The sequence below is a fragment of the Stenotrophomonas sp. YAU14D1_LEIMI4_1 genome (genome assembly GCF_003086815.1).
Lineage (GTDB): Bacteria > Pseudomonadota > Gammaproteobacteria > Xanthomonadales > Xanthomonadaceae > Stenotrophomonas.
Genome location: NZ_CP025997.1, coordinates 4257665 through 4276320, shown reverse-complemented (window position 1 = coordinate 4276320; position 18656 = coordinate 4257665). Strand labels below are relative to the sequence as shown.

At 68.7% G+C, this 18656-nt stretch carries 15 protein-coding genes; 8 read left to right on the top strand and 7 right to left on the bottom strand.

Translation table 11 applies throughout. The annotated features are described in order from the left end of the window. Window position 1: 1 nt before the first annotated feature. The 4 genes from C1932_RS19565 to C1932_RS19550 all read right to left on the bottom strand — a co-directional run bounded on the left by C1932_RS19565 (window position 2) and on the right by C1932_RS19550 (window position 3137). A complete protein-coding gene (locus C1932_RS19565) occupies window positions 2–1462 on the bottom strand; it encodes an efflux transporter outer membrane subunit (protein ID WP_108763271.1) in 1461 nt (486 codons plus the stop codon). After that, a complete protein-coding gene (locus tag C1932_RS19560; protein ID WP_199911990.1) occupies window positions 1459–2373 on the bottom strand; it encodes an HlyD family secretion protein in 915 nt (304 codons plus the stop codon). The genes C1932_RS19565 and C1932_RS19560 overlap by 4 nt, the downstream gene beginning before the upstream one ends. After that, complete coding sequence (locus tag C1932_RS19555) at window positions 2370–2579, bottom strand: DUF1656 domain-containing protein (RefSeq protein WP_108754648.1); 210 nt, start codon at window positions 2577–2579, stop codon at window positions 2370–2372. The genes C1932_RS19560 and C1932_RS19555 overlap by 4 nt, the downstream gene beginning before the upstream one ends. Before the next feature lie 102 nt (window positions 2580–2681). After that, on the bottom strand, window positions 2682–3137 hold the full coding sequence (locus C1932_RS19550; protein ID WP_108751397.1) for a MarR family transcriptional regulator: 456 nt from the start codon (window positions 3135–3137) through the stop codon (window positions 2682–2684). Between the two features lie 597 nt (window positions 3138–3734). Here C1932_RS19550 and folE point away from each other — a divergent pair. From folE to C1932_RS19530, 4 genes are all read left to right on the top strand, one after another. Then, window positions 3735–4346 carry a GTP cyclohydrolase I FolE gene (gene folE, locus C1932_RS19545; protein WP_108763269.1) on the top strand — a complete coding sequence of 204 codons (612 nt, stop codon included), beginning with the start codon at window positions 3735–3737 and terminating at the stop codon, window positions 4344–4346. Window positions 4347–4461: 115 nt separating this feature from the next. Next, on the top strand, window positions 4462–5931 hold the full coding sequence (locus C1932_RS19540) for a DUF3375 domain-containing protein (protein ID WP_108757572.1): 1470 nt from the start codon (window positions 4462–4464) through the stop codon (window positions 5929–5931). Then, complete coding sequence (locus C1932_RS19535) at window positions 5918–6619, top strand: DUF4194 domain-containing protein (RefSeq protein ID WP_108763268.1); 702 nt, start codon at window positions 5918–5920, stop codon at window positions 6617–6619. Before C1932_RS19540 ends, C1932_RS19535 begins: the two co-directional genes overlap by 14 nt. 16 nt (window positions 6620–6635) lie before the next feature. Beyond that, window positions 6636–10016, top strand: coding sequence for an SbcC/MukB-like Walker B domain-containing protein (locus C1932_RS19530; protein WP_108763267.1), 3381 nt, complete (start codon window positions 6636–6638; stop codon window positions 10014–10016). Between the two features lie 89 nt (window positions 10017–10105). On the opposite strand, the gene C1932_RS19525 is transcribed toward C1932_RS19530, so the two are convergent. Next, entirely contained in the window at window positions 10106–10885 is a 780-nt protein-coding gene (locus C1932_RS19525) for a sulfite exporter TauE/SafE family protein (protein ID WP_108763499.1), read from the bottom strand. Window positions 10886–10968: 83 nt separating this feature from the next. Between C1932_RS19525 and C1932_RS19520 the strand changes: the two genes are divergently transcribed. Next, entirely contained in the window at window positions 10969–11361 is a 393-nt protein-coding gene (locus C1932_RS19520; protein WP_108763498.1) for a YchJ family metal-binding protein, read from the top strand. A gap of 3 nt (window positions 11362–11364) precedes the next feature. On the opposite strand, the gene C1932_RS19515 is transcribed toward C1932_RS19520, so the two are convergent. Next, window positions 11365–12645, bottom strand: a complete 1281-nt coding sequence (locus C1932_RS19515; protein ID WP_108763266.1) for a GGDEF domain-containing protein — start codon at window positions 12643–12645, stop codon at window positions 11365–11367. A 141-nt stretch (window positions 12646–12786) separates the two neighbouring features. Between C1932_RS19515 and egtB the strand changes: the two genes are divergently transcribed. From egtB to C1932_RS19500, 3 genes are all read left to right on the top strand, one after another. Then, window positions 12787–14058, top strand: coding sequence for an ergothioneine biosynthesis protein EgtB (gene egtB, locus C1932_RS19510; RefSeq protein WP_108763265.1), 1272 nt, complete (start codon window positions 12787–12789; stop codon window positions 14056–14058). After that, on the top strand, window positions 14055–15035 hold the full coding sequence (gene egtD / locus C1932_RS19505; protein ID WP_108763264.1) for an L-histidine N(alpha)-methyltransferase: 981 nt from the start codon (window positions 14055–14057) through the stop codon (window positions 15033–15035). The genes egtB and egtD overlap by 4 nt, the downstream gene beginning before the upstream one ends. Before the next feature lie 78 nt (window positions 15036–15113). Beyond that, on the top strand, window positions 15114–17270 hold the full coding sequence (locus tag C1932_RS19500) for a lytic murein transglycosylase (RefSeq protein WP_108763263.1): 2157 nt from the start codon (window positions 15114–15116) through the stop codon (window positions 17268–17270). Window positions 17271–17322: 52 nt separating this feature from the next. Here the strand turns inward: C1932_RS19500 and C1932_RS19495 are convergent, their stop codons facing one another. Continuing rightward, window positions 17323–18531, bottom strand: a complete 1209-nt coding sequence (locus C1932_RS19495; RefSeq protein WP_108763262.1) for a benzoate/H(+) symporter BenE family transporter — start codon at window positions 18529–18531, stop codon at window positions 17323–17325. Between the last annotated feature and the right edge of the window lie 125 nt (window positions 18532–18656).

Here is an 18656-nt window from a genome sequence, read left to right as displayed (position 1 = left end):
TTTATTTCGCCGGGGCCTGTGCGGTGGCGGGGGCAACCGTGGTCTGCCAGCCGCCGCCCAGCACCAGGAACAGATGGATCTGGTCGCGCGACACCTGCGCTTCGGCGGCCGCCAGGGTGGCATCGCTGGTGGCCAGGCTGCGGTCGGCATCCAGGCTGGACAGGTACGGCGTGCGCCCGCCCTGGTACAGCCGGCGGTTCTGCTCGGCAGCGAGCGCGGCCTGTTGCTGCGCCTCGCGCAGCGACTGCAGGCGGCGCAGGTCCTGTGCATAGCGGTCCAGCGCGGTCTGGGTCTCGCGCAGGGCCTGCAGCACGGCGTGGTCGAACTCGGCCAGCGCGGCATCGGCACCGGCTTCGGCGGCGTGGATGCGCGCATGCGTACCCGAAGACGGCAGCGTCCAGGAGATCAGCGGGCCAATCGACCACTGCTGGGTCATCGGCGTACCGAAGTCTTCCAGCAGGCCGGCCGCGCCCAGCGAGGCGCCCAGGCGGATGTCCGGGTACAGCTCGGCCGTGGCCACGCCGATACGCGCGGTGGCCGAGGCCAGCTTGCGTTCGGCCTGGCGGATATCGGGGCGGCGCTGCAGCAGGGCGCGGCCATCACCCACCGGCAGCGGCTGCGCCAGGCGCGGCGCATCGGCGCAGTCGATCACCCCGGCAGGCAGCTGGCCAGGGGTCTGGCCCAGCAGGGCGGCCAGCGAATAGGCCGCGGCCGATCGCTGTGCGCGCAACGGCGGCAGCGCGGCCTCCAGCAGGGCGACCTGGGCGTTGGCGCGGGCCAGCTCCGGCGGCGTGCCACGGCCGGCATTGATCAGCCGCTGGGTGACCGAACGGCTGCGCTGCTGCAGCTGCAGCGAATGCTCGGCCACGTGCAGTTCGTGGTTGGCGTGGCAGATCTCCAGGTAGCTGTCGGCCACCTCGGCCACCACGCTCACCTGGGCCAGGTCGCGCGCGGCGGCCACCGATTGTTCGTCGGCGTGTGCCGCCTCGGCACCGCGCTTGAGCTTGCCGAACAGATCGAACTGGTAGCTGACGGCGAACTTGCCGTCGGCCAGGTTGATCACCGGCAGTTCGTGTTCCTGCAGGAAGGCCTCGGCTGACAGCTGCGCGCGGCTGATGCCGGCCTCGGCTTCGTACTCGAAGCCACCGGCATCCATCGCCTGCTCGTACACGGCGGCGGCACGGCGCAGGTGCGCATCGGCCGCCTTCAGCTCGACGTTGTCACGCAACGCTTGGGTGATCAGCCCGTCCAGCACCGGGTCGTTGTACAGCGACCACCAGCGGTCGGGCAGCGCCTGGTTGGCGGCCACGTCCGGGTTCTGGGTGTCGATGAAGGCCGCATTGGCCTGCGGGCGCTTGAACGCCGAGCCTTCCGGCAGGGCGTAATCCGGACCCACGGTCTTGCAGGCCGCCAGGCTGGCCAGGGCGACGATCAGGCCGAGACGGGGCAGGGCGGCGTTCACAGGCCCGCCTGTGTCGGCGTGGCGCCGGCCTTGTCTACGTGCTTGCTGTGGGTGTCGACGGTCACCGTTGCGGTACGGCCGGAGATCAGCTGCACGCCCTCGGGGACCTCATCGATGGCGATACGCACCGGGATGCGCTGCGCCAGCCGCACCCAGTCGAAGGCCGGGGTCACGTTCGGCAGCAAGCTGCTGCCGTTGCTGCGGTAACGGTCTTCGATGCCGGCGGCGATGCTTTCCACGTGACCGGTCAGCGCGACGTCCTCGCCCATCAGGCGGATGTCCACGCGCTGGCCCGGGGCCACGCCACGCAGGCGGGTTTCCTCGAAGTAGCCATCGATGCGGAACGAGCCGGTATCCAGCAGCGCCAGCACCGGCTTGCCGGCCACCACGTAGTCGCCCACGCGCATGGTGCGGTCGTTTACCCGGCCATCGGCCGGGGCGCGCACTTCGGTGCGGGCCAGGTTCAACCCGGCCAGATCCACTGCGGCCTGGGCGGTGGCCAATGCGGCCTGCGCGGCCTGCAGCTTGGCCCGGCGCACTTCGGCGTCCTCGGCGGCCACCAGGTCCTGCAGGCTGCGGTCGCGGCCGATCTCGCGACGCAGCTGGGCCACCGAGGCCTGGCGTTCGGCCAGGCTGGCGCGAGCCTGTTCCAGGGCGATGCGGTAGCGCGCGCGGTCGACCACGAACAGCAGGTCGCCCTTCTTCACGGCCTGGTTGTCAGCCACGTCTACCGCCTCCACCAGCCCTGACACATCCGGCGCCACCTGCACCACGTCGGCACCGACGTGGGCATCGCGGGTCCACGGCTCATCCATGTAATAGACCCAGAGCTGGCGCAGTACCAGCAGGGCAACGATCACGGCGGCACCGGTGAGCAGCACCGGCAGGGTCTTTTTCACGATCTTGTTCACGATTGCATCCAACGCAGAAGGTGGAACAGCGCACCCAGCACGATGCCGTACAGGGCCAGGTTGAACAGTGGCGGGTGCCAGACATGCCGATAGGCGCCGGCACGCTGCAGCAGCGCGTGCAGGCCGCTGTTGACCAGGTAGGCCAGCAGCATCAGCCCGAGCAGGGTCGGGACGAACACTCCGTGGAGACTGAATTCACCGGGCATCGGTAGGGGGCGGTAGTAGGGAAGGGGGGAGGAGCAACAACAACAACGCGACAACGCCGCTGGCGCGTCCACGGCAGCGGCGCACGCAGGGGCAGTGCGGGCTTACGTGATGCGGTCGGCGGCCTCGCCCAGCAGGCGCCATGCCTTCAGCACGGCGTGCAGTTCATCCATGGTCAGTTCGCCGAACACGTCCTGGCGCAGGCCGATCAACTGTTCTTCCAGCTCGCGCACCAGGGTCTGGCCCTCGTCGGTCAGCCACAGCAGGTTGGCGCGGCGGTCGCTGGCATCGCTTTCGCGGCGGACCAGATCGCTGGCGCACAGCTTGTCCAGCAGGCGCACCAGCGAGGGACCTTCCATGCCCAGTTGCTGGGCCAGCGCCACCTGGCGGATGCCACCGCCGGAGCGGCCGATCATCAGCAGGGGCATGGTGCAGGCGGTGGAGATGCCGTAGCTGCCCAACCGGCTGTCGGCCAGGCGCTGCCACTGCCGCCCTGCGTACAGCAGGCCGGAGCTGAGCTGCATCTGCAGCCGGGTGCGCTCGTCGAGGGGTCGGTCCATAAGAGATAGATAGGATACTACTAATTTCATTCCTATCAATAGTTTTTGCTGAATGGGTGGGTGTGTTGAGGAAAGCGTTGCGCCTGCCGTGCGTCGGGTGGGGCAGCGGGGGCCGGACGGTGCAGGACACGCCGCAAGTACGTCCCTGTAGGCTCGGCCGCGGCATCCATGCCGCGGACGGTCCTGCCCCGCCCGGCCCCCGCTGCCCTCCCATCACCCCGCGAGCGCGGTGGGTTGGCTCTTCAAAGGCAAGGGCAGGAGCAATGCGGACCAACGGTCCGCACCCACCACAGCAGCGGCGCGAGGTGCTTCCGAAGCCATGAACCCCAGCTTTTGCCCCCGCTTTCGGGCGGTCCGGCCGCGCGCGCATGGAACCGTCAGGGATGGGGAAGGGTGGCAGGGCAGGACCGCAGGCGCCATGGATGGCGCCTACGAGCCCCCATGGATTGGTTTACGGCGTTTCCTGCCCTGCCACCCTTCCCCATCCAGACCGGTAGCAGGTAGGCGCCTCGACGACCCCCGATGAACCGTCCCCACAGGACGACCCACCCCCCGGTCGGGTACGATGCTCGCCCCCCGTTCGGGACGCTGTACGCAATGAGCAAGAACAACGAAAAGGCCGCCCCGCAGGGCGATGTGACCCAGGACCAGGCCGAGGATGCGGTGCGCACCCTGCTGCGCTGGGCCGGCGAGGACCCGTCCCGTGAAGGCCTGCTGGATACCCCCCGCCGCGTGGCCGAAGCCTATGGCGACTGGTTCAGCGGCTACCGCGACGACCCGCGCGCCTACATGGAACGCACCTTCGAGGAAGTGGCCGGCTACGACGAACTGATCGTGCTGCGCGACATCGAGTACGAAAGCCACTGCGAACACCACATGGCGCCGATCATCGGCCGCGTGCACGTCGGCTACCTGCCGGCCGGCAAGGTGGTGGGCATCAGCAAGCTGGCCCGCGTGGTCGAAGCCTACGCCCGTCGCTTCCAGGTGCAGGAAAAGATGACCGCGCAGATCGCCCAGTGCATCCAGGACGTGCTGCAGCCGATCGGCGTGGGCGTGGTCGTGGAAGGCGCCCATGAATGCATGACCACCCGTGGCATCCACAAGCGCGGCGTCAGCATGGTCACCTCCAAGATGCTGGGCAGCTTCCGCGACGACGCGCGTACCCGCGCCGAGTTCCTGCGCTTCATCGAAGTGGGCAACAAGCGCTGAGCCGCTTGCCTGCGCCCCGCCGGCCCGCCGTGGCCGGCCGCGCCCGCGCGGCCGCATTGCCTGCGGCCGCCTGCGGCAGCCTTCCGCACCCCGCCAACCTGATCACTGTCGCTGCATGAAGCACCGCGAACGCATCTCCCGTTACCGCACCCTGCGCGAACAGCCGCAGTGGAAGCTGCTGGCTGCCGACCATGCTCCGGAAATCATCGGCCTGTTGCAGGGCCTGCTGATGGACGGCGAGCGCACGCTGCCCTCGGCGGTGCTGCACGAACGCCTGCAGCGCGCCCTTGACCAGCTCAACAGCGATGAACTGTCGCGCGACCTGCCGCGCACCGCGCAGGCCTATATCGCGCACTGGCTCGCCCAGGGCTGGCTGGAGCGCCGCCTGCCCGACGGCGCCGACCAGGAACAGTACGAACTGTCCACCCCCGCGCTGCAGGCCATCCGTTTCGCCGACAGCCTGGAACAGGCCCGCGTAGCCGCCACCGAAAGCCGTCTGGCGCTGGTGATCGAACAGCTCTCGCAGTTGGCTGCGCAGACCGAATCGGACCCGGACGCACGCCTGTCCGCGCTGCGCGACGAGCGCGACCGCATCGATGCGGAAATCGCCCGCGTCAGCGCTGGCCGGGTGATTGCACTGGACGGCAAACGCGCGCTGGAACGCACCCGTCAGATCATCGGCCTGGCCGACGAACTGACCGAAGACTTCCGCCGAGTGCGAGATGACTTCGAGCAGCTCAACCGCGATTTCCGCGAGCGCATCATCGACGACGAAGGCGAGCGCGGCGACGTGCTGTCGCAGCTGTTCGAAGGCGTGGACGTGATCGGCGAGAGCGATGCCGGCCGCAGCTTCCAGGCCTTCTGGCGGCTGCTCAACGATGCCGAACAGAGCGCCCAGCTCGATGCCGCGCTGGAAGCGGTGCTGGCGCGTGGCTTTGCCCGCCGCCTGGACCGCAACGAACGCAACTTCCTGCGCAGCTTCACCAGCACCATGCTCGAGCGTGGCGGCCAGGTGCACGACGTGCTGCAGAACTTCGCGCGCAGCCTGCGCGGTTTCGTGCAGAGCCGTGGCTACCTGGAACAGCGCCGCTTGAACCAGCTGCTGAAGCAGGCCCAGTCCGAAGCGCTGGCACTGCGCGACGAATTCCCGGCCCAGCGCGGCATCGGTCGCGACCTGCAGCTGACTACCAGCCGCCTGCGCTCGTGGTCGCAGTGGAAGCTGCACGATCCGCGCAGCGCGCAGGTCGATGGCAACGTTGAGTACAACGATGCGGCCAGCATCAGCCTGGAAAGCGTGGGCGACCTGGTGGCCTCGTCGGAAATCGACTTCCGCACCCTGCGCCGCGACCTGCACGATCTGCTGGACGCACAGCCGCGCCTGAGCATTGCCCAGGCACTTTCGCAGCGCGAAGCACCCCAGGGCCTGGGCAGTGTCATCGGCTACCTGTCGCTGGGCACGCGTTTTGGCAACGTGGTGGCTGGCGAGCAGGAGCTTGCGCAATGGCGCGGCGGCGACGGCCAGGTACGCCGCGCACGTATTCCGCTGGTTTGGTTCACCCAGGAGAGACGCCATGAGCTGGCATGAAGACCCCATCGAAGCAGCGGCGGACGAGCTGGTCGAAGACGCCTACGAAGCCGAACCGGCACCGGTGGCCTCGCCGCCGCGCCGCGGCAACGATGTCTATTACATGGGCGACACCGGTCGCCTGCCGCTGGATGCGCGCCGCGCGCTGTGCCAGCTGCTGATCGGCCCCAGCATCGACCAGCTGCGCCACGCCAAGCTGTGGCCGGCGCTGATCCGCAGCGAAGCCGGCATCCGCTCGGCGCTGGCCGATCTGTTCCTGGAACTGGTGCTGGACCGCGACAGCGGCGTGGCATTCACCCGCCAGGCCGACACCGAAGACGTGGATGCGCCGGTGCTGCTGCGTACCTCGCCGCTGACCTTCATCGATTCGGTGCTGCTGTTGTTCCTGCGCCAGCAGTTGGCCGAGGCCGACGCGCGCGGCAACCGCGCCGTGGTCGCCGATGCCGAGATGGCCGAAGCACTGGCCATCTATGAAAAGAACCTGTCCACCGACCGCGCCGGCTTCAACCGCCGCGTGGCGTCGGCCGTGCAGAAGATGAAGGACAACCACATCCTGACCCGCCTGAGCGGCCAGGAAGACCGCCACGAAGTCTCGCCGGCGCTGAAGCTGCTGTTCTCCGCCGAAGACGTGTCCCAGCTTTCGGCGGTCTACCGCCAGCTGCGCGAAACCCCGGCCGCCGAGGCCTGAGAGACCCGACCACCGCATGGCCATTTCCAAGCACACTCCCGCCCTGTTCAACGACGGCCTGCCCGACCCGCGCCTGCAGCAGTTCCGCATGCGCCGCCTGCAGGTGCACAACTGGGGCACCTTCAACGGCCTGACCGAAGTGCCGATCGCCGAGCGTGGCTTCCTGTTCGTCGGCCGTTCGGGCTCGGGCAAGTCCACCCTGCTCGATGCGATGTCCGCGCTGCTCACCCCGCCGGCCATCGTCGACTTCAACGCCGCCGCCCGCGAAGCCGAGCGCAGTGGCCGCGACCGCAACCTGGTGTCGTATGTGCGCGGCGCCTGGGCCGACCAGCAGGACAGCGGCACCGGCGAAATCGCCACCCAGTACCTGCGCAAGGGCGCCACCTGGACCGCCCTGGTGCTGGAATACCGCGCCGGTGATGGCCGCGTGGTCAGCCTGGTGCGCCTGCTGTGGATCTCCGGCAACGGCACCTCGGCCGGCGATGTACGCAAGCACTACATGATCGCCGAGCGCCCCTTCGACATCGCCAAGGACCTGGGCGGTTTCGACCTGGACCTGCGCAAGCTGAAGCAGAAGCTGGCCGACATCCACCATTTCGACACGTTCTCCGGCTATGCAGAGCGCTTCCGCGACCTGCTGGGCATCGACAACGAGATGGCGCTGCGCCTGCTGCACAAGACCCAGTCGGCCAAGAACCTGGGCGACCTGAACGTCTTCCTGCGCGACTTCATGCTCGATACGCCGCGCACCTTCGATGCGGCCGAGCGCCTGGTCAGCGATTTCGCCGAACTCGATGGCGCGCACCAGGCCGTGGTGACCGCGCGTCGCCAGGTGGAAACTCTGCTGCCGGCGCGCGCCCACTACAACGACCTGAAGGAGATGTCGCGCCAGCGTGGCGACGACGAAGCCCTCAAGCTGGGCATCGACAGTTTCCGCGAAAGCCGCCGCCAGCTGCTGATCGAAGCGCGCCTGCGCGAGATGGACGTGCGCGACCGCGGCCTGCTGGGCGAGGAATCGCAACGCCGTGCCGCGCTGGACAACCACACCGAGCGCCTGGCCGAACTGGAACTGCAGCGCCGCCAGCAGGGCGGCGAACGCATCGAGGAACTGGAACGCGAGCAAGGCCGTGCCGAAGCCGAGCGCGACCGTCGCCTGGCCAAGTACAACCAGGCCCGCGAGGCCGCGCAGAAGCTGCAGGCCGAACTGCCCGAGGATGCACACGGCTTTGCCGAGCTGGTCGCGCAGGCGCAGACCGAACTGCAGGACCGCCAGCGTGCCTCCAGCGCGCTGGACGATGCGATCAGCGACCGCCTGGGCGGCAAGCGCGATGACGAGCGCCGCTTCAGCGAAGTGCGTGGCGAACTGGAGGCGATGCAGCGCACGCCGTCCAACATTCCCGCGCCCATGCAGAAGCTGCGCGCGCGCCTGGCCGAAGAGACCGGCATTTCCGAAGCCGCACTGCCGTTCGTGGGCGAACTGATCCAGGTACGTTCGGACGAACAGGCCTGGCAGGGTGCCATCGAGCGTGTGCTGGGTGGCTTCGCCCTGTCGCTGCTGGTCGACGACAAGCACTACAACGACGTGGCCGAATGGGTGAACCGCACCCACCTGGGAATGCGCTTCACCTACTACCGCGTGCGCCGCAACGACGAGGCCTTCGCCCGCGAGCCGTCGGGCCGTTCGCTGCTGCACAAGCTGGAACTGCGCGACCACGTGTTCGAAGGCTGGCTGCGCCGCGAGCTGGGCAAGCGCTTCGACTACGAATGCGTGGATGCCAAGCAGCTGCGCAACGTCGATCGCGGCATCACCCGCGAAGGCCAGGTCAAGCACCCGGGCGACCGCTTCGAGAAGGATGACCGCAGCGCGGTGGGTGACCGCCGCCGCTGGATCCTGGGCTTCAACAACCACGACAAGGTCGGCGCGTTCGAGAAGGAAGCGCAGGAGCTGGCCAAGCGTATCGCTGGCTGCGAGACCGAAATCGCGCGCCTGCGTGGCCAGCGTGACCGCGACAACGAACGCCGCCTGGCCTGCCATGAACTGGTGGGCATCAGCTGGAACGAGATCGACATCGCCGCCCCGCAGCAGCGCGTGGCCGATATCGAAGCCAGCCTGCGCGACCTGCGCGAAGGCAATGCCGACCTGGCCCGCCTGGCGCAGCAGATCGATGCGGTACGCGCCGATATCGAACAGGCCCGCCGCACCTACGAAGACACCCGCGTGGAGCGTGGCCAGCTGGTGCGCGAGCGCGACCGCCTGGACCGTGCGCGGCAGCAGAGCCGTGCGCTGGTGCTGCCGGCGCTGGCCCAGGAGCAGGAAGCCGGATTGGCCGAGCGCCTGCAGGAACAGGGCCCGCTCAGCCTGGAAACCCTGGAAGCGCACATGCGCCAGGTCAGCAACGCGCTGAACGAGCAGTTGTCGTCCTCGCAGCAGGACGTCAACCGCGTCGAAAACCTGCTGCTGGGCTGCTTCCGCCGCTTCATCCAGCAGTGGCCGGAAGAATCGGGTGACTTCACCGTCTCGGTGGCGTCGGCCGATGATTTCCTGGCACGTCTGGAACGCCTGGAGCGCGACGGCCTGCCCCAGCACGAAGAGCGCTTCTTCGACCTGCTGCAGAACCAGAGCAAGAACAACCTGCTGGCCCTGCAGCGGCACAGCGCCGAGGCCCGCAAATCGATCGGCCAGCGCCTGGACGAAGTGAACGCCAGCCTGGAACAGGTGCCGTTCAACCGCGGCACCCTGCTGACCATCGAACTGAGCGATCGCCGTCTGCCGGAAGTGGGCGAGTTCCACCAGCAGCTGCGTGAAGTCCTGTCGCAGCAGCAGACCGAACAGCGCGAAGTGGCCGAATCGCAGTTCACCGTGCTGCGCCAGCTGGTGAACCGCCTGGGTTCGCAGGAAGGCGAGGACAAGCGCTGGCGCGAACTGGTGCTGGACGTGCGCATGCACGTGGAATTCATCGGCGTGGAACTGGATGCCGAGACCCGCCAGCAGGTGGAAATCTACCGCAGCGGCGCCGGCAAATCCGGCGGCCAGCGGCAGAAGCTGGCCACCACCTGCCTGGCCGCAGCGCTGCGCTACCAGTTGGGCGGCGCCGACAGCCAGCTGCCCAGCTATGCCGCCGTGGTGCTCGACGAAGCCTTCGACAAGGCCGACAACGAGTTCACCGCGCTGGCCATGAACATCTTCGACAACTTCGGTTTCCAGATGGTGGTGGCCACCCCGCTGAAATCGGTGATGACGCTGGAACCGTTCATTGGCGGTGCCTGCTTCGTCGAGATCAGCGGCCGCCACGATTCAGGCGTGCTGCTGATCGAGTACGACGAAGACGGCAAGCGGCTGAAGCTGCCCGAGCGCAGCCGCCAGCAGGCCAGCGAACCGGAAGAAGCCGACGCCTGATGGATAGCGCCGGGCCACGCCCGGCGGCTCTCAACCGCGGAAACAGCGTGCCAACCAAGGTTGGCACCTACCGGGTCATGGCTTCGCGCTCACGCGCCGCGGAACGTGTCCCACGCCATCCGCGCGATCAACACCACCACCAGGCCCACGAACAGCTTGCGGATGAAGGGCGTGCCGCCCTTCAGTGCCAGCCGCGTGCCCACCACCGAACCGATGATGTTCGCCGCCGCCATCGGCAGCGCGAACAGCCACAGGATGTTGCCGGTGGGAACGAAGAACGAGATGGCGGCCACGTTGGTGGCCAGGTTCACCACCTTCGATGCGGCCGAAGCGCGCAGGAAGTCCAGGCCGAAGAAGCGCACGAACAGGAAGATCAGGAAGCTGCCCGTGCCCGGCCCGAAGAAGCCGTCGTAGAAGCCGATGGCCGCGCCGATGGCCAACGCGATCGCCAGCTCGCGGCGGCCGATCTCCTGCGGCCGGTGCAGGGCGCCGAAGTCCTTCTTCCACAGCGTGTAGCCCAGCATCGCCACCAGCAGCACCAGCACCAGCGGGCGCACTGCGTCCTTGGGCAACAGGCTGACCGCGGTGGCACCGGCAAAGGAAAACACGAAGGCCGTGGCGGCCGCGAACAGCACCGGCTTCCACGGAAAACGCACGTTGCGCGCATAGCGCCACGCGGCCGCACCGGTGCCGAACATCGAGCTGAACTTGTTGGTGCCAAACAGCATGGCCGGGGTCTGCTGCGGCAGCACCGTGAACAGGCCGGGCAGCTGCACCAGGCCGCCGCCGCCCACGGCCGCATCGACCAGGCCGGCAATGAAGGCGATCAGCACCAGCCACCACAGTTCGGGGGGAATCAGCTCCAGCACGGCCATCAACCACAGCAGCAGGGCGCGACAGCATACGCCCATTGCCGATGGAAGCCTGCGGCGGCCCGCGCGACAATACCGGCATGAAACCCAGCCCTGCCGAAACCTGCCCCTGCGGTCTGGCCGCGCCCTACGCCGCGTGCTGCGGCCGCTACCATGCCGGTGAAGCGGCGCCCGATGCCGAGCGCCTGATGCGGTCGCGCTACAGCGCCTACGTACGCCAGCTGGCCGACTACCTGCGCCAGACCTGGCACCCCGATACCCGTCCGGCCGAGCTGTCGCTGGACGACGCGCCCGGCCAGCGCACCCATTGGCTGGGCCTGACCGTGCACGAACACACCGTCACCGGCGCCGATACCGCCGAGGTCCGCTTCACCGCCCGCTACCGCATCGGCGGCGGCAGCGCGGTGAAAATGACCGAGCACAGCCGTTTCCAGCGCATCGACGGCCGCTGGTACTACCTCGACGCGGTCTGAGGCTCAGCCGGCGCGGACGGCCAGCACGCGCTGGCCGCCATGCGCGCAGACCCGGTTGCGGCCTTCTTCCTTGGCCGCATACAGGGCCTGGTCGGCCGCCTTCACCACGCCGGCCGGGCGCGGGTCCACCCGGCTGTCGGCCAGGCCGATGCTCACCGTCACCTGCACCACGGCACCGGCGCCCCCCCGGCCGCGCTGCTGCTGCCCGGTGGTGTCGTCACGGCTGCGGGTGCGGCGGTCGCGCAACTGCATGCGGCTGTCCTGGATGCTCTGCCGCAGTGTCTCCACCGCTTCGACACAGGCCTGGGCAGGCCGGTCCAGGAACACCACCGCGAATTCCTCGCCACCGTAGCGGAAGGCCCGGCCGCCATCGGTTACCCGGGCCAGACGCGAAGCCACCAGCTTCAGCACGTCATCGCCGGTGTCGTGGCCATGGGTATCGTTGAACTTCTTGAAGTGGTCCACATCGACCATGGCGATGCTGTAGGTGCCGGCCGCGCGTCGCAGCGTTTCGTTGAAGGCGCGGCGCCCGGGCAGCCCGGTCAGCTCATCGCGGAACGCCATGTGGAAGGATTCCTGCAGGGTTGCGCCCAGCAACAGCAGCAGGGCTGCCACGCTCAGCGCCGGCAGCAGTGCCGGTTGCAGGTAGATGCGCGGCAGCATCCACCACAGGCACAGCAGCGCCAGCAGCATGGCCGTGTGCAGCGGCCGCGGCCGCCGCCATGCCTGCCAGCCCAGCGCCAGCGTGGCCAGCAGGAACAGCAGCGCCGGCAGCTGCGCCAGCGCGTTCCAGTCGCGCGGTACCCATTCGAAGTGGCGGTTGGACAGCAGGTCGTGCATGCCCTGCGGCTGCTGCGCGGCCAGCAGGATGAAGATGGCCAGCACGGTGCCGCTGGCGATCGCGCGCAGCAGCAGGTCCTGGCGGCGTCGCCCACGCTCGGGCCACAACGCGTGGGTAGCGAACAGCAGCGGCAGCCAGGCAGAAATGGCGTGGAAGCGTAGTGGTGTCAGCGCACTCACCCGACCCTGCCGCAGGTAGTGGGCCACGTCCGGGTGCAACACGCTGAATACCGCCGCCGCCACCAGCAACAGGCACAGGGTGCGCACCTGGTTGTACATCAGCGCCAGTCCGGCGCCCAGGCAGGCCAGCAACCATGGCAGCACGCGCTGCCCGGCACGGGCCACGTCCTCGTTGCCCAAAGTGGCCCACAGCACCAGCGCAACCAGCAGGGCGGGCAGCACGAACAGGTAATGCGCAGGCTGGCGGAGCGGATGATCGGACAAGCGTGGTTCCCGCGCGGTCACGAAGCGGCCGCGGCAAAGCCGTTAGCGGCGTTGCCACGCGCTTCTTGAATACGCAGCCTGTGAAAGCGGTGCTGGCACGCCATGACATCGCGCTCACCCACGACGGTCGAAGCTGGCCCCATGCACAGCGCATCTGCCGCCGTCGCTGCCGCGCAGCGTGATCTTGCCCGCCAGTTCGCCCGTGTCCGCGGGAGAAGCCTGCAGCTGGCCGCGCCGCTCAGCGCCGAAGACGCAATGCTGCAGAGCATGGACGATGCAAGCCCCAGCAAATGGCACCTGGCCCACACCACCTGGTTCTTCGAACGTTTCGTGCTGGCCAGCCTGCCGGGCCATGCGTGCTGGGATCCCGCCTGGGATTTCCTGTTCAATAGTTACTACAAGTCCCTGGGGCCCGCCCATGCGCGCCCCCGGCGCGGCCTGTTGTCACGGCCCTCGCTGCAGCAGGTCCGGGACTATCGCCAGCACGTGGACGAACAGGTGCTGGCACGCCTGCTCGATGGCGATCTCGGCGAGCACGCCCTGCAGCACCTGCAGCTGGGCCTGCAGCACGAACAGCAGCACCAGGAACTGCTGCTGACCGACATCAAGCACGCGTTCTGGTGCAATCCACTGCAGCCGCCCTACGATGCGTCGCTGGCGGCCGTGGCCAGCGTGCAGACGGCGCAGGCCTGGATCGAACGCGAGGAAAGCATCGTGGGCATCGGCGCAGCGCCCTGGCCACGGCAGGCCGCGTTTGCCTACGACAACGAATCGCCGCCGCATCGGGTGCTGCTGGCCGCCCATGCGCTGGCCGACCGTCCCGTCAGCAACGCCGAATACCGCGCCTTCATCGAGGCCGGCGGCTATCGCGAGCCGCAACTGTGGCTGAGCGAAGGCTGGGCGCTGTGCGAAAGCGAGGGCTGGCAGCACCCGCTGTACTGGCACGACGATCTGCAGCAGGAGTACACGCTTGGCGGCTGGCGCGCGCTCGACCCGCATGCACCGGTCTGCCATCTCAGCTATTACGAAGCCGATGCCTGTGCCCGCTGGCATGGCGCACGCCTGCCCACCGAATTCGAATGGGAAGCTGCGGCGGCGTCGCAGCCAGCGGTCGGCCACTTCGCCGACGATGACCGCCTGCATCCGTACGCGGGGCAGGGCAGTGGCCTGCGCCAGCTGTTCGGCGATGTGTGGGAATGGACCAGCAGCGCCTACGGCGCCTATCCCGGCTTCCGTCCCTTCGCCGGCAATCTGGGCGAATACAACGGCAAGTTCATGTGTGGGCAGTGGGTACTGCGCGGCGGCAGCTGCGCCACCCCGCGCGGCCATGTGCGTGCCAGTTACCGCAACTTCTTCATGCCACCGGCGCGTTGGCAGTTTTCCGGCCTGCGCCTGGCCAAGGATCTTCCATGAGTACCGTACAGGACGCGCTGCAGGCGCTGACCGATCTCACCCCCGGCCGCCAGCAGCTGCTGGCCGATGCCGTGGCCGGCCTCTCGCGGGCGCAGCGACAGCTGCCGTCCAAGTACTTCTACGATGCGCACGGCTCGCGTCTGTTCGAACGCATCACCCACACCCCCGAGTACTACCCCACGCGCACCGAACTGGCGCTGCTGGAGCAGGTGCTGCCGGACATCGCGCGGCGGGTGGGCCCGCACGCGCACGTGATCGAACTGGGCAGTGGCAGTGGCCGCAAGACCGCACGCCTGCTGGATGCACTGCACCAGCCGGTGGCCTACACCCCCATCGAAATCTCGCGCGCGGCCCTGCTGTCCAGCATCGAGCTGCTCGCTCCTGCCTTGCCGCACGTGGAAATGCTGCCGGTCTGCGCCGATTTCACCCGCCCGGTGCAGGTGCCGCTACCGACCCGCCCGGCGGCGCGGCGGCTGGTGTTCTTTCCCGGCTCGACGTTGGGCAACTTTGCCGGCGATGATGCGATCGCCCTGCTGCGCGCCATGCGCCAGACCATGGGCGCGGACGGCCTGGCACTGATCGGCATCGATCTGCACAAGGACCCGGCGTTGATCGAAGCCGCCTACAACGACGCCGACGGCATCACCGCCGCCTTCACCCTGAACCTGCTGACCCGCCTGAACCGCGAAGTCGGCAGTGACTTCGATCTGCAGGGTTTCCGCCACCAGGCGCGCTACAGCACCGCCCGCCTGCGCATCGAGACCGATCTGGTCAGCCAGTGCGAGCAGGACGTGCATCTGGATGGCCGCACGTTCCACTTCCAGGCCGGTGAACCCATCCGGGTCGAGTACAGCCACAAGTACACCGATGCCAGTTTCGACCACCTGCTGCAGCAGGCCGGTCTGGAAGTCGTTGCCCACTGGAATGCATCCGACCCGGCGTACGGCCTGCGCCTGCTGCGCGCCAGCGCCCAGTGACGGCAGCGCCGGGCGCTGTCCGCCGGCGGCGCGTTACCATGGCCAGGTAACGGCAACACGGAGGACGCCATGCCCTTGATGACCACGCTTGGCCTGGCCGCCGCCCTGGCCACGCCTGCGCCGCTGCCCGCTGCGCCCGCCACCGATCCGGCGTTTGCCGCCTGCATGCAGCAGCTGCAGGTCAGCGCGGGTCGCCAGGGCATCGCCGCCGACCGCTTCAGCGCGCTCACCGCGGGCCTGCAGCCCGACCCCAGCGTGCTGCCGCTGCTGGACGCGCAACCGGAGTTCACCACGCCCATCTGGGATTACCTGGCCGCCCTGGTCGATCGCCAGCGGGTGGACGACGGGCGCGCGCGCCTGCAGCAGCACGGTGATCTGCTGCAGAAGATTTCGGCGCAGTATGGCGTGGATGCCGCCACGATCGTCGCGGTGTGGGGCGTGGAAAGTGACTACGGCCGCGTGTTCGGCAAGCGGCCGCTGCTGCAGTCGCTGGCCACGCTGTCCTGTGCGGGCCGCCGCCAGCCGTTCTTCCGCGGCGAACTGCTGGCGCTGCTCAAGCTGATCGACCAGGGCGATCTGCAGGCCCAGGGCCTGACCGGTTCGTGGGCCGGGGCCTTCGGCCACACTCAGTTCATGCCCAGTACCTATGCGCGCATTGCCGTGGATGGCGATGGCGACGGTCGCCGCGATCTGGTCGGCAGCATTCCCGATGCGCTGGCGTCCACCGCGAACTATCTGCAGCGGGCAGGCTGGCGCACCGGCGAACCGTGGGGCATCGAGGTCCGCGTCCCTGAGGGCTTCAAGGCCACGCAGGCCGGTCGCACCCAGCGCCGGCCGCTGGCGGACTGGCGCGCGGCAGGCGTCACCGCGCTGGATGGCAGCGCACTGGCCCCGGCAGGCCTGCCCGCCGATGCGCGTGCGGCCCTGCTGCTGCCAGCCGGGGTGAAAGGGCCGGCGCTGCTGGTGTTCCGCAACTACGATGCGATCTACAGCTACAACGCGGCCGAGAGCTACGCGCTGGCCATCGCCACCCTGGCCGATCGCCTGCGTGGCGGGACCGGCCTGGTCACCGCCTGGCCCACCGATAATCCCGGCCTGGGCCGCGATGAACGCCGCCAGCTGCAGACCCTGTTGTTGGCACGCGGGCACGACATCGGCAGCGCCGATGGCATGATCGGTACCGCCAGCCGCCGCGCCATCCAGAGCGAACAGCGCCGGCTGGGCTGGGCCACCGCCGATGGCCGCGCCGGGCAACGTATCCTGCGTGCCCTGCAGGCCGAGCCGCGCACCCCCACGGTGCCCAGCCGCTTCAGTCTTCCCGCCAACTACAGCGCCGCGCAGTCGCCGGCCCTACGGAGTCGTTCCAGCGTGCAACAGATCCAGGGTGTCAGCAGTGGCCAGTTCCAGGGACTCGATGCCTGGCTGGTGGAAACCCCCTTCGCGACGGCGGCCATCAGTGTGTTCGGTGGTCAGCTGCTGTCGTTCATCCCGAAGGACCAGACCGACGTGATGTGGCTGTCGCCGCAGCGTGCGGCGCTGCCCACGCCCATCCGTGGCGGCAGCCCGGTCTGCTGGCCGTACTTCGGGCGGCAAGGGCAGGGCAACGACGTGCCCGCGCATGGTTTCGTGCGCACCCTGCCATGGGAACTGCAGCAGGCGCGGCGGCTGGACGATGGCAGCATCGAACTGACCCTGGTGCCGCCGGCGCTGCAGGACCTGGGCCTGCGGCTGTCCATGACCGTGCGCGTGGGGCGCGAGCTGCGCCAACAACTGGTCACCGAAAATACCGGCAGCACGCCGGTCAGCTTCACCCAGGCACTGCACAACTACTTCCGCGTGGGCGATGCCACCCGCGTGGAGGTCGATGGCGTGGACGGCGCGGATTACCAGGACAAGTTCGAGAACTACGCCCAGACCCGCCGCCAGCAAGGGCCCTGGTCGCTGCGTGACCCGCGCGATCCCGGCCGTAGCGATCGCATCTACAGCCCGGCCGGCGGGCGTTACGTGCTGCGCGACCCGGTACTGAAGCGTCGCATCCAGCTGCAGACCGAGGGCAGTCGCTCGCTGGTGGCGTGGAATCCCGGTGCCGAAGCGGCCGCGAAGATGGCCGACGTGGGAGAGGGCTGGCGCGAGTATGTGTGCCTGGAAGCGGCCAACGCCGGCCCTGACGTGGTGACCGTGGGGCCCAAGGGCCGCCATGTGCTGGTGCAGACGCTGTCGGTGTCGCCGCTGTAAGCGTCAGCCCCCGTGGTCCGTTGCCGGGCGGTCCGGCAACGGCCGATCCAGTTCAAGGGGTGCGGCGCGGCCGCAGCACCAGCAGACACAGCGCACCGGCCACCAGCCCCCAGAACGCCGAACCAATGCCGGCCAGGGTGACGCCCGAGGCGGTGACCAGGAAGGTGACCAGCGCGGCTTCGCGGTCGCGCTCCACCGCCAGCGCACTGGCCAGGCTGTTGCCGATGGTGCCGAACAGGGCGATGCCGGCCACGCAGGCCACCAGCTCGCGGGGGAAGGCGGCAAACAGGGCCGCGACCGTCGCGCCGAACAGCCCGATGACGATGTAGAACGCACCGGCGGCCATGGCCGCGGTATAGCGCCGGGCCGGGTTCTCGTGCGCATCGCGGCCCATGCAGATGGCCGCGGTGATGGCAGCCAGGTTCAGGGCATAGGCACCGAAGGGGGCCAACACGGTGTTGACCACACCGATCCAGCCGATCAACGGGGACACCGGTGCCTGGTAGCCCGAGGCACGCATCACCGCCACCCCGGGAATGTTCTGCGATGCCATGGTGACCATGAACAAGGGCAGGGCGATGCCGGCCACCGCCGACCAGGACAGCGAAGGGGTGACCCACTGTGGAGTGGCCAACTGCAGGTGTAGCGATTGCGCATGCAGCAGGCCACGACTGGCAGCCAGCGCGATGCCCACCAGCAACGTGGCGATCACCGCATAGCGCGGGAACAGCCGGCGCCCGGCCAGCCAGGTGCCGAACATGGCCAGGGCCAGCACTACCTGGGTGTTCATCGCCACGAACACATCCAACCCGAAGCGCAGCAGCACGCCGGCCAGCATGCCGGCGGCCAGCGCCATCGGCACCCGCTGCATCAAGCGGGCGAACACCCCGGAGAAGCCCGCCACCATGCCCAGCACGGCGGCCAGGAGGAAGGCGCCGGTGGCTTCAGAGAGCGAAGCCCCGCCTGCACCCACCACCAGCATCGCTGCACCGGGGGTCGACCATGCGGTCACCACCGGTACCCGGTAGCGCAGTGACAGGCCGATGCAGGTCACGCCCATGCCCAGACCCAGTGCCCACATCCACGAGGCGATCTGCGCCTGGTCGGCACCGACCGCCTGCGCGGCCTGAAACACGATCACCGCCGAGCTGGCAAATCCCACCAGCACTGTAATGAAGCCTGCCACCACGGCAGGGAAGGAGAGATCGCGCCACCAGGGCGAGTGCGGCGATGCAGCCGGTGCGGTGTGTTCGGTATCCATCCCTGCATACATAGCGTCAGTGGCGCGGTGTGCGCAACGCGAGCGCACTGCTGTCATCAGGATGAAAGAAAAGAGTTGACGAATCCTGCAGGATCTCTAGAATTCGCTCCCTTGCTGCAGCGCGC